The sequence below is a fragment of the Flavobacterium nitrogenifigens genome (assembly GCF_003254565.1).
Classification (GTDB): Bacteria; Bacteroidota; Bacteroidia; order Flavobacteriales; family Flavobacteriaceae; genus Flavobacterium; species Flavobacterium nitrogenifigens.
The window spans coordinates 43,362-56,337 of record NZ_QJRI01000166.1 but is presented as its reverse complement, the minus strand read 5'-3'; the positions used below and the strand labels follow the sequence as shown (position 1 = coordinate 56,337).

At 34.9% G+C, this 12,976-nt stretch carries 5 protein-coding genes; 1 reads left to right on the top strand and 4 read right to left on the bottom strand.

From position 1 onward, the window contains the following. Positions 1–104: 104 nt before the first annotated feature. Positions 105–1,316, top strand: coding sequence for a M24 family metallopeptidase (locus tag DM397_RS05525; RefSeq protein WP_111376577.1), 1,212 nt, complete (start codon positions 105–107; stop codon positions 1,314–1,316). A 468-nt stretch (positions 1,317–1,784) separates the two neighbouring features. Here DM397_RS05525 and DM397_RS05520 read toward each other — a convergent pair whose 3' ends face one another. The 4 genes from DM397_RS05520 to DM397_RS05505 all read right to left on the bottom strand — a co-directional run bounded on the left by DM397_RS05520 (position 1,785) and on the right by DM397_RS05505 (position 12,976). Beyond that, positions 1,785–5,630, bottom strand: coding sequence for a M43 family zinc metalloprotease (locus tag DM397_RS05520; RefSeq protein WP_111376576.1), 3,846 nt, complete (start codon positions 5,628–5,630; stop codon positions 1,785–1,787). Positions 5,631–5,895: 265 nt separating this feature from the next. Beyond that, positions 5,896–7,353, bottom strand: coding sequence for a SusD/RagB family nutrient-binding outer membrane lipoprotein (locus DM397_RS05515; protein ID WP_111376575.1), 1,458 nt, complete (start codon positions 7,351–7,353; stop codon positions 5,896–5,898). 13 nt (positions 7,354–7,366) lie between these two features. After that, a complete protein-coding gene (locus DM397_RS05510) occupies positions 7,367–10,570 on the bottom strand; it encodes a SusC/RagA family TonB-linked outer membrane protein (protein WP_111376574.1) in 3,204 nt (1,067 codons plus the stop codon). A 249-nt stretch (positions 10,571–10,819) separates the two neighbouring features. Beyond that, positions 10,820–12,976: a S9 family peptidase gene (locus tag DM397_RS05505; RefSeq protein WP_111376573.1), complete on the bottom strand. Its 2,157-nt coding sequence runs from the start codon at positions 12,974–12,976 to the stop codon at positions 10,820–10,822.

Genomic DNA, 12,976 nt, shown 5'->3' with positions numbered 1-12,976 from the left:
CATAGGACAAAATAAAAATAATCCTTTAATTTTATTGAAAAATTGAACTTTGCGTCAATTTTATAATTTACACTATAATTAAATACTAACCTAAAAAATAAAAAATGGCAATTGGAGTTGGCGGATCAACTATAGATATCGAATTAGGAAAAATACAAAACATGACACTTGATGTCGTGCCAATAGCGCTTCTAGAATACAAACAGCGTATCAAAAAAGCAGTTTCTTTAATGAAAGAACAAAATTGCAAAGCGCTTTATGTAAATGCTGGAACAAATCTGTATTATTTTACAGGAACAAAATGGAATCCGTCTGAGCGTATGGTTGGCGCCATAATTCTTGAAGATGAAACGGTTGAATATATTGTTCCAAAATTTGAAGAAGGAACTTTTAAGACTTTCATGAAAATTGAAGGAAATTTAAACTTTTGGGAAGAACACGAGAGTCCTTCTGAATTATTTGGCAATATTCTAAAAAGTAAAAATATCACTGATGGTACTATTGCCTTGGATGAATCGGCTGCTTTTTTTCTAATTGACGCGATCTCAAAAGCGAATTCAAACTTTAGTTTTGTAAATGCTCAGCCAATAACAGCAGGGTGCAGAATGCATAAATCGGCGAATGAAATTGCTATTATTCAAAAAGCGAAAGATATTACTATGGTGGTTCAAAAAGCAGCTGCTAGTATATTATATCCAGGCATTCCAGTAAGTACAGTTGTAGATTTCATTCATAGAGCACATATTAAGGCTGGTATTCCATCTGGTTCTTATTTCTGTATTGTTCTTTTCGGAGAAGATTCTCAGTATCCGCATGGAGTTACTGCTCCTCAAAATTTAGTTAATAATGATGTTGTTTTGATTGATACAGGATGTCGCTTAGAAGGCTATTTATCTGATATTACCAGAACTTATGTATATGGAACTCCAAGTGACGAGCACAGAAAAATATGGAATCTTGAAAAAGCAACTCAAAAAGCAGCTTTTGATGCCGCTCAAATTGGAGCAACATGTGGTTCTGTAGATGATGCCGCTCGTAAAGTTTTGACAGAAGCTGGTTTAAGCGGAGATTATGAAATTCCAGGATTGCCACACCGAGTGGGTCATGGAACAGGTTTAGATATTCATGAATATCCTTATTTAGTAAGAGGCAATCAAACTATTTTAAAAGAAGGAATGGTAGTTAGTAATGAGCCTATGATCTGTATGCCGGGTCAATTTGGTATTCGCCATGAAGATCATTTTTATATGACGGCTGAAGGTCCAAAATGGTTTACAGAACCAATGCAGAGCATTGATAATCCGTTTGGTTTATAAGCTTTAAATAATTTTGATTTAATATTTTCAAAAGAGCCATCTATTAAGATGGCTCTTTTTTTATTAGATATATGTCGCTCCTCTGGAGCTTTTTGATCTTTAATGATGTTTTATTCTATAAATATTATGCTTCTCTGAAGCTTTTTAACATCTGGTGATTCTCTTTGTGTTCCAATGGTTGAAACCATTGGCTATGTTTAAATTTAAATTTGATTTTTATTAAATATCCACTCCACTAAAGTTTTTTCTAATATTTTAAATGCTTCGGAGAAGTAGAATATTTATAGAAAAAATACAATTTCCAAATATAAAAAAGCCTCAGTGGGGCTATATCTTTATAGAAATAAATTTTATGAATCCAGAGAAAGCTCCGTAGGAGTGAAATATTTCTACGTCAATAGAATTAAAAAAAATAAGGCTGCCCATTTTCGTAGACAGCCCTTTTTCATTTTTAACTAAATTAACTTATTACTCAACCAATAATTTTTTCTTTTCTACAAATTTTCCATCTGTAGCCACAACAATATAAACTCCTTTATTTAAATATTTAAGAGAATAAACGGTTGTATTATGTAACGTATCTACCAAGTGACCTGTGCTGTTATAAATTGACACTTTAACTTTATTGATATCAATGTTTTCAAAAGTAAAGTTTACAACATCTGAAGCTGGGTTTGGATACATTGTAAATGCTTTTGCAGTATTTGTATTTATGCCTGGCAAACCAGCACTTCCAGATTGTAGATCAATTGTATGAGAAGCGCTCCATTCGCTAAAAGCCGTTCCATTTATTGCTCTTACTCTAAATTCATATACGGTTTGAGTTCCTTGTTTCGGAATCCATAAATAATATGTTGTAGAAGTTCCTGCAGATGTCCATCCTGATGAAGTATTCAATTGCACTTCATAAGATGCAGCATCTGTAGATGTTGCCCAAGAAGCATAAAATCCTGATGAATACACTCCTGCATTTCCAAGATTAGCAGGAATTGTCAATGTTGCAGGATTTGGTGGAACAGAAGTTCCTGCTTGAACCGTATAATCTTCGATTTCACCATCTCCTAGATTTCCACAAGTTGAAGACGGATTGGCATTATACTTCATTACAACTCTCATTTTAGTAGTACCTGTAAATGATGCAGGTGTAAAACTTGTAATTACTGCAGCGTTTGATGAAACATTATTAATTACTCTTTCAGATGCTTCAAACTGATTGTTTTTATTGTAGTCAATCCAAACTCCCCAATATTCTGTGTAGGCAGAACCACTAAAACCTGGAGTTAAAGTAACGCTTGTATTTGCATTCGGATTTAAAGTAATCACTTTTGAAGTATAATCTGCATAACCGTTTGTTTCTTTTCCTGATGCATTTACAAAACTTCCTACTGCAACAGAACTTATAAATTCGTAACCGTTTGTTCCTTGCGCACTGCATAATGGAGCCGCAGGAATTGTCACAGTAGCCACATTTGAATAAGCAGAATAATCAGCCCCTGATTTTGCTCTAGCTCTATATTTATAAGTGCTGTCCGCAGTTAAACCTGTATTAGTATAAGTAGCTACATTGTTAGCTAGTGTCGCAATTTCAGCATAAACATCATCTGAACCTGCTCTTTCGATAATTACATTTGTAGCATTTGTAGCATTATTAGTCCAGTTAAGCACAGCTTGTAAATTAGTCACCGTTGCTGTTAAATTTGTTGGAGCCAATACTGTATTTGTTGTTTGTACACCTGCTAAAATTGGTTCATTTGGTTTGGTGTTATAAGCATAATCCAACACAGTATACCCTACTCCGCCACCTTCTACTTTTACATGCATCCATCCGTAGCAAACACGTCCTCTGCTTGTATATTCAAAACCAACATATCCTGTTTTATTATCCCAATTTGTATAAGTAGCTGTTCTCAAATCTAATTGATTTGGATATGCTCCAGGTGCGGCAAAATTACTAGAAGCTCCAATAGAAGTACCTTGTGATAAGAAAGATATATTTCTTGTTCCCGCTTCAGAAACCAGTCTTTTTCCGTAAGTTTCTATTTTTAAAGCTGCCGCCGCATATTGCCATGCTCCATACTCCGTATTGTCTCCAATACCCATATCAAAATACTGCCAAGTTGATGCTGCATTGGCCGTATAATCTGGATTGTTTACATAAAATACTCCATAAGGCGCATCGAATTTTAAATTGATTGTTTTAGTAGCGGTATCCAAAGTCGATATTCCGCCTGTAATGGCAGCATCTTTAAACGTAACTGTAATAACAGCATCGTTTGTTGTATTGTGTGCAGTTGCTTTTCCTGTAAAAGAAAGTACCGTTTTAGAATTGCTTTCAAGAGTTAAAACTGCAGTTAAACCAGCAGGTACGCCTGTAATTGTATAATCGGTTCCTGCTGTAAAAGTGCCACTGCTTTTTGTAAATGTGCCATTATTAGTGCTCAAAGCAATTATTGCCGTTGAAGTTACACTTCCATCATTTACTTCAGCTTCATACAATGTTTCTGGTGATAAAGTTGTTGCCGTTTTATCGGTCATTCCTGTATAAATTGGAGTGTTCGGTTTTGTATTATAAGCATACTCCAAAATTGTATATCCATCACCATCAGCGTTTACTTTTACTTTAAACCATCCATAACAGGTAAGACCATCCATTAAATAATCAAATCCTACATAACCAGTTTTTCCATCCCAAGCCGTGTAACTCGCTGTTCTTAAATCTAACTGATTTGGATAAGCACCTGGAGCAGTCATATTGCTTGTTGGACCAACTGCTGTGTTTGCATTCAATAATGAAATATTTCTAGTACCCGTTTCGCAAACTAGTTTCTTTGCATACGTTTCAATTTTTAAAGCATTCGCTGCATAACGCCAGCCTCCAAATGCACGATCATCTCCTTTTGCGATTTCAAAATATTTCCATGTCAATGCTGACGAAACCGTAACATCTGGCATGTCAACAAAGAAGATTCCGTATGGGTCTGAGAATTTAAAATTAAAGTATAAAGAAGTACAAGATAAATCAGCTGTTCCGCCTGCAAAAGCTGCTGGCAAAAAACTAATTCCACCCGATGCATTGTTGCTTAATGCATGATTTGTTGCTTTCCCAGTTAATGTAACTGTAATTTGATTGTTGGAGTTTACAGTAAGGACAGGTGTAATTCCTGCTGGAAAAGTATGTGTAAAATGAGTTCCTGCTGTCATTGTTCCAGAAGAAACCGCAAAAGTTTTAGTTCCGTTTAATTTGATTATGGATGAAGTATCAAAAGAACCGTCATTTACAATCGCTTCTTTAAAAGCTACAGCCGAAGCAGTAAGTGTACTTCCTGTAGAATTTACACCTGTATCAATTAAGTTTTGTGCTTGCCACAGCGATTTTCTCGCAGGGTGTTCCAGAGCCGCCAACATTCTATCAATCTGACCTTGTGTATACATTTTGTAGCACCCTTGTGCTCCATTGTATCCCATGTAATTTTCAAAATTTACTTTATCGCCACTGCAATTTGTTCCAGGAGTACATCCTAAAGTATGCTTTCCGTCTTCCGCAGGAGTATCAGCAACTTCATCAGTTCCTGTACAACCTCCTTCAAAAGTATGAATCAGATTAAGAAAGTGCCCGAATTCGTGAGTAAGCGTTGCTGAGAATTCTTTACTATAGGAGTTATCATATAAATAAGCTCCGTTAAAAACAACACGAGCTGTATTGTTTGCTGTCATGTCTGAACTTGGATACCAAGCCACACCTGAATTATTCGTAGCGCCATCATTATACAAATCATTCTGTATATAGACATTCATATATTTGGTGTTGTCCCAAGCATCAGCTGCAATCTGGTCATCGTAGCCTCCACCGTTTCCGTAACCGTTTTTAGTTGGATGAAAAACAACACCTGTCGTACAACCACCATTAGGATCTTTTTTCGCAAGCTTAAATTCAATATTCAGCGTTCCGCGGCGTGCTTGAAAAAATGATTCAACAGTTTGATAATCTGCATTACGTCCATTAAAATCATCATTAAGCTGAGCTAAGTGGTTTACAATCTTCTCGTATGTAACCGTTTTTCCGCCTTGCACATCACCATAAATATGAAATACTACTGGAATTGTGTAAGTAACTGCAGCCGCTTTTGCCGTTGAAGATTTACGCTGTGCTGCAAAATTTTTACTAAAAACATCAAAGTTCTTTTTCTCTTGAAGTGCGTGTGGATTATTCCGGTACACTTTTTCATTTTCTTCGCTTGTCCGACAAGGCAAACCTTGTGCGCTAACTTTCAATGAACTGAAAATCAGAAAGCAGATTAGTAATTTTAATTTCATTTGTTTAGGTTTTTTAATTAGTAACAATCAAAGTTACCGCACAAGCTTCTATCTTTTTGATAGTATTTTATTCAGAAATAATACATAATTATCATATTTTTAACCTTAAAAAAACATATAATAAAAAAATAATCATAATAAAATATTAAAAACAAACCTTACAAAATGAATCATAAATATCAGTCGACCCTTGCAAATACTGGAAAAATAAAAAACCAGCACTTAAAAGTGCTGGTCTCAAAAAACAAATTAAACTAACTCAAAATTAAAATTTGTCCCAAAAAATCTTTGTTGTCATTAAATCTCCTCCAATTGCTGTTGAAGCTGCTTCATAATTAGCGGCATTCAGTGTCTTATCAGATGTAGAATAAATGTTTCTAACTGGAACTTTACCATCAGCTTCTTGCACAGCTGTTGGAGGTGCCACAAGTATTGGATAATCTAGTCTTCTATACTCTGTCCACGCTTCAAAACCACGATTGTAGTATGCTATCCAAAGTTGGTATGCAATTTTCTGTTTGTCTGTTCCTGTTGCAGTTGCAAAAGCCACATCAGTGCGTGCTAAGTAAGTTTGAATATCAGCGCTTGCAACTCCCCAAAATTTCATGCTTGCTTCTATTCCTTTTGCATAATATGTTGCAGCATCAGCACCTACATTAAAGCCTCGGCTTGCCGCATCGGCCAATAAAAAACAAGTTTCAGTATAATCGAATATTACGCCAGGGTTTGTTTTTTCTCTTAATCTTTTACCTGTATTAGTATAATTGGCGTAAGTAACCTGTTGTGCATAAGGTGCACCTTTATATTCGCCATTTATTTTTGATTCTGGATTAAAGAAAAAATCACGTCTAGGATCTTCTTTTCCGTTTAACTCATTAACAAAAAACTCTGCAATATTGATCTGATTCTCACTTACTAAACTATCGTATAGCGGATTCATATCTACATTTGAAGAAAAATACTGAAACAATGCAGTATCAGTTTCTTTACTCATCACTCCTGAGTTAAAAGCACTCTCCACCATTGCTTTTGCTTTTGCAGCATCAACATCAGCTAGATGCAATCCCATTTTAAGCTTTACGCTGTTAGCCAATATTTTCCATTTTGCTACGTTTCCGTTAAAAATCAGATCAGCACCTCCAAAACTTTCATTTTCGTCATCTAAAGCTGCAATGGCAACATCCAAACGAGAAGCTAAATCAAAATAGATTGTTTTAGCATCATCATACTTAGGAAGTGGAAATTTTTTAATATCAAAAGCCTGTGAATAGGCAACGTTACCAAACAAATCTACCAGAGTTTGATAAGCCATTATGATCTGCACTTCTAAAATAGCAAGCTGGTTTTTCTTTACACCTTCTTCAATTGGCCCTAACACTTTCGTATTTTGAATCTGATTTTGTGCATTTATTAAATCTTGAAGCACGTCACGATATAATAGTACAGCATGTGAGCTTCCTAAATTTCTTTTTGCCTGATTATAATTAGCCTCATCTGTATAAGTTGCTGTTGACCAATGTTGCGCATAAGCTCTGAAATTATTTGAATTTACTGAAGCATTCGTTAGAAAGTAAGCATAATTCACTTGTGCACTAGTCATCAAGGCACTTGGAAGGGCCGTTTCATAAGCTTTTTCATTCTTATTCATGTCATCCAAGTTATCACATGAAGCTACTGCACATAAAACAGCTCCTGCAAAAAATATTGTTTTTATAATTTTCATGTCTTTATTTTTTTTAGAATTGAACTTTCATAGTAAAACTGTACTCTTTTGTTGTTGGCAACACTCCAGTTTGAAAGCCTTGCAAATTACCTGAAGACGCTCCTGCTTCTGGATCTGCATATGGTAAGTTTTTATGAATGATCCATAGATTACTTCCGTTTACAGCAAAAACCATATTGCTGATAAAAGTGTTTTCTATAAATCTTTTTGGCAGTTTATAACTCAATCCAACCTCACGCAGCTTTACATATGATGCATCATATACATACTCTTGTTGAGGCATAGAATTGTAAAAATAGTATCCGTCTGCTCCAGTTACACTTACCGTTACATTATTTGGCGTACCATCTTGTTTTACACCGTCTAGCAATATTCCACCACCATCAGCAACTGGTTCGCGCTGAGGAACTCCATTATGATTTTTACTCACTGTACTCTCGTAAATTCCTGTTGCATGTCCGTATTGCTGATCTAAAGAATACACATCTCCTCCTTTTTTAACATCAATTAAGAAATTGAAGGAAATGTTTTTGTACGTTAAAACGTTATTGAAACCGCCAATCCAATCTGGCGCAACATTTCCAATTACAGTTCCAGCAGTTTGCAAGTATCTTCCATTTGAACGAATTACTTTTTCTCCGTTTAAATATGTATATCCAGAACCCACTAGCTGTCCTATAGGTTTGCCAACTTCAGCCACATAATTTACTCCTTGGAACGATCCTAATGAAATCTGGCTAGCTCCTCCTAAAGAGATTACCTCATTTTTATTAGTTGACCAGTTCACTGTAGCCTGCCATGAAAAATCTTTAGTTTTTATTGGAGTTGCATTTAATGTTACCTCAAATCCTTTGTTTTGAACATCTCCAGCATTGATCCATGCTCTTGTATATCCTGTTTGTGTTGGAGTTTCAATAGAAAGAATCTGATTTGTTGTATTCGTTTTGTAGTAAGAGAAATCAATTCCTAATCTGTTTTTGAAAAACTTAAGTTCAAGACCAGCCTCTACCCCTTTTGTCAACTCACTTTTCAAGTCAGAATTACTTTTATCATTATCTGTAGAAAAACGTACTCTACCTCCAAAATTGAAATTTTTAGGATACAGCGTAGAAGTCACTCCAAATGGGGCATCGTTTCCTGTTTCAGCATAATTCAAACGCAACTTACCAAATGATAGCCAATCTGCTTTAATATGGTTACTAAAAATATAAGTTGCCGTAATCGATGGATAAGAATAGGTATTATTGTCTTTTGGCAAAGTAGACGATTGATCTACTCTATACGTTCCCTCAAGGAAATATGTGTCAAGGAAATTAAAACTCGCCATCCCATAAACACTATTAGTCCCTATAGTTTGCTGGATTTCTTCTGGATTTGTAATTCCATCAATTGAGTTATTCAATGCATAAATTCCAGGAACAACCAATCCTCCATTTGTTAATGCATAGATAGAATTGTTAACAGAACGTCTAGAGTTTCCTCCTAACATACCATTAAAACTGATTCCATCAGTAATAGCCGTTTTAAAATTAAGCACTAAATCTAAATTGATCTCGCGGAAATTTTTATCAAATCTAGAATATTGACCAAGACCATTTGGTGTTCTTTTAGAACCTACAGCAATACGTTCTTCCTGTAATTGATGATAAAAATCTACAGCACCACGCCCCATAATATCAAACCAGTTTGTAACTTCTGTTTTCACCACTACATTACCAAAGAAACGATCTCTTTTTAATGAGTTGTAATTATTGGCACGTTGAAAATATGGATTGTCATGAAACTGAACTCTTAAATCTGTTGGTCCATATACATTCCAAGTGGTATTTTTACGGGTTAATTCGTAAGCATCTTTTAGATCTTGAAAATCGGCGTTAGTTGTGTACCATTGTCTAACACTGCTTAAATAGTTATTTCCTCCATCTCCATATCCTGTTTCGTTCATTCCAATAGCATCAGATGTCAAATAATTTGCTGATGTCGAAATTCTCGTTTTTGGCGTAACTTTATAACTTCCAGAAAAATTAAAGTTGTCTTTTCTGTTGTTACTATTTGGAAGAATTGCCTGCTGCTGATTGTAATTGGTATATCCAAATCTAAAATCCCCCTGATCATTCGCACCAGAAAAAGAGATGCTATTAATGTACGTTAAACTGTTTTGATAAAAACTGTTTGGATCATTTTTAACAGCAGTATATGGAGTTGCTTTACCATAAGTTGGCAATTCTGGATAAAACGAATTCCAATTATAAACCAACAATGAAGGATCAAATTTTGGCCCCCAAGCAGCATCATCGGTTGCTGTATAAGGATGAACACCACTACCTAAATCAACTGTACCATAAAAATCACCATATCCTCCTCCGTATTGTTTTTGATACTCTGGCAAGGTCTTTTTATCCACTACTCCAATATTAACTCCTGAACTAAAATCAAATCCTAATCCGCCTTTAGTTTTGCTTCCTTTTTTTAGCGTCACGATGATAACCCCATTTGACGCTCTTGACCCATACAATGCTGTAGCCGCTGCGCCTTTTAAGACGTTCATGGTTTCAATATCATCTGGGTTTATATCTGAAGCGGCATTTCCGTAATCGTAACCTCCTTTGTTTCCTCCTGATTTTTGATCTGCTGTATTGGTGTTGTCATTGTTTAATACAATTCCATCAACAACCCATAAAGCTTGATTACTTCCTGTTAACGAACTAGTACCACGAATGACAACATTGGTAGAACCGCCAATATTATTATTTCTTCTAATTTCTACACCGGCAATTTTTCCAGAAATATTATTCGAAACGTTACCTGTATTTATTTTTGTAAGCTGATCTCCGTTTATTTCTTGTGTGGCATAACCTAGAGATTTTTTCTCTCTTTTAAGCCCTAATGCTGTAACTACGATTTCCTGCAATTGCGTAGAACCTGCAGACATTTTTACATTTACGCTATTACTACGAGCAGGAACTTCTTTTGTCTGCATTCCAATAAAGCTAAACACAAGAACCGCATTTGCATCAGCTTTTATTGAATATTTCCCATCAAAATCAGTCTGAGAACCTGTTTGAGTTCCTTTTACCAGTATACCCACACCTGGCAATGGAACTCCATTCTCATCTGAAACAATTCCTGACACCACCCGATCTTGGGCAAAAGTCAGTTTAGTCAACAGTACAAAAAAGAGTACTGCAATTTTTCTAACATTAATCTTGAATTTCATAAAATGGTTTTATAATTAATGTGGCAAATATTTTGCTTTTTAGATAATTTTTCTGATAATATATTACCGAAAAACCTGCTTATATTACCCTATAAATGCCAATTTCGCAATTACACATTTACTATATTACCATTTAGAAAAAATTTAGAAATCAAACACTTAACTTAAAACAGAAAGAAATAAATACATAAAAAAAGGAGAATTTCAATTTGATGAAATTCTCCTTTCTTTTATGATATGTAGTTTTTTTTATTTTGCTCCTGGCGGGCAATTTTTCTCAATAAATCTGATAAAAGTATCTGTCAGATGTTTTTCTGTCCCTTCTCCTTCATCAATACTATGAGAACGATTTGGATAAATCATTAAATCGAACATTTTATCGTATTTGATCAATTCATTAATTAAAACTTCTGCATTTTTATAATGCACATTATCATCGCCTGTTCCATGAATATACAATAAATTCCCTTTCAGATTTTTTGCGTGAGTTACAGGAGATGCCTGAATATAAGCTGCCTGATTTTCGTCTGGCAATCCCATATAACGTTCTGTATAAATATTATCATAAAAATGCTGATCTGTTACTGCTGCAATGGCAACCCCAGCTTTGTAGATTTCTGGATACTGAAACATCAGATTTAAAGTTACTGCTCCACCGCCGCTCCAGCCATGAATCGCCACACGATCAGAATCAATAAAGTTCCATTTTAAAACCTCTTTTGCCGCCATTGCCTGATCACGCGTATTGATAATCCCTATATTTTTGTAAATAGATTTTCTCCACTGTGTTCCTTTCATTACAGGAGTTCCTCTATTATCCATAGCAATTCCGATATATCCTTTTGGAATCAATTCAGCGATAAAACCATTAAAATACGGTTTGTCATTGGCTACTGAAGCCATTGGTTCTCCATAAACATAGAAGAAAACAGGATATTTTTTTGAAGGATCAAAATCCAATGGTTTTGCCATTACACCATCAATTTCAACTCCATCTTCAGTTTTTACTTTAAACTTCTCCATCGAATAATTTCGTCTTGGAGCTGCAAAAACGTCTGCTTCTTTTGGATAAATCTTTTGATGACCAGACAAAGCTATCAATCTCTGGTTGTAGTCTCTCGAAATGCTAGAATTGGTATGTCTTGCATAAGCTGCATCTGTAGAAAAAACATATCGGTTTGAACCGTCAAAAGTTTCTGGAGTTATTCTTTTTGTTTTTTTCGAACTTAAATTCGTTTCATACAAATAACGCTGAGTAGCATCTTCTGGACTAGCAATAAAATATATTGTTTTTGTTTTTTCGTTGTAGGCTTTAAAATAAGCATCAAAATTAGTTTTAGTGATTAACTCTTTTGATTTTCCGTCAAGGCTTATTTTGTAAATATGCATCCATCCGTCTGCATCAGAATTCCATAAAAAGGCTTTTCCGTTGTCTACAAACTGGCAAGGAAAAACATCATATTCACCAGCAGAAGTATCAAACACGTCAATCCATGCTTTTGATTCTTCTTTATAAATCACTCTCGCTGCACCCGATTTTGCATTGCAATCGTACATCGTAACCTGATTTTGGTTTCTATTTAACTGAACCACCATAATAGATTCATTGCTAAGCCATTTCATTCGAACCAAATAATTATTATCCGGTTCTCCAGGAATATTTAACCAATTCGTTTGAAGAGAATCAATATTTACAATTCCGATTTTTACAGAAGAAGGTTTATCTCCTGCTTTTGGATATTCTACAGGAATAATTGTCGGATACAACGAATCTGTATTATTAATCATGAAATGAAATCTAGTAGAAGTAGCATCTACTCTCCAAAAAGCAATGCTTTTTCCGTCTGGACTCCATCTAAAACCATCACGGGCAGCCAATTCTTCCTCATAAACCCAATCAAAAGTTCCGTTGATGATTTTATCTGTACCGTCTGTGGTTACTGGAATAATTTTTCCAGAATTCAGATTTTCAACATATATGTTGTGTTTTGAAACATAAGCAACATTTTCATTATCGCTAGAAAATTTGGCGAACATTAAGGATGACACATCCAAGTTTTTGCCTAATTGTTTTCCTTTTCCTGTAACCAAATCAAAATACCAATAATCACCTCTAGTATTGTCTCTCCATACTTTCTTAGAATTTGTATAGACTAATACTTTTGTTTTGGAGTCGTTCCAAACCAATTGTTCGATTTCGCCTGTAAATCCTGCTGATGCTAATTGTGCTTTCGATAAAATAGTGTTTTGTTTATCTAGCTTATCAACATCATAAACGACTACGTTACTGTCTTGATTCACCCAAAAAGAATGAGAATTTGGTAACCAATTTAGATTGTTAATATCAATCTTCTGTGCGAAAACAGATGTACATATAAACAGTACCAACAACAAATACTTTCTCAT

Excerpts from the sequence above, each read along its gene's own strand:
- DM397_RS05525 (WP_111376577.1), top strand. The coding sequence starts at position 105 with ATGGCAATTGGAGTTGGCGGATCAACTATAGATATCGAATTAGGAAAA.
- DM397_RS05520 (WP_111376576.1), bottom strand. The coding sequence starts at position 5,630 with ATGAAATTAAAATTACTAATCTGCTTTCTGATTTTCAGTTCATTGAAA.
- DM397_RS05515 (WP_111376575.1), bottom strand. The coding sequence starts at position 7,353 with ATGAAAATTATAAAAACAATATTTTTTGCAGGAGCTGTTTTATGTGCA.
- DM397_RS05510 (WP_111376574.1), bottom strand. The coding sequence starts at position 10,570 with ATGAAATTCAAGATTAATGTTAGAAAAATTGCAGTACTCTTTTTTGTA.
- DM397_RS05505 (WP_111376573.1), bottom strand. The coding sequence starts at position 12,976 with ATGAGAAAGTATTTGTTGTTGGTACTGTTTATATGTACATCTGTTTTC.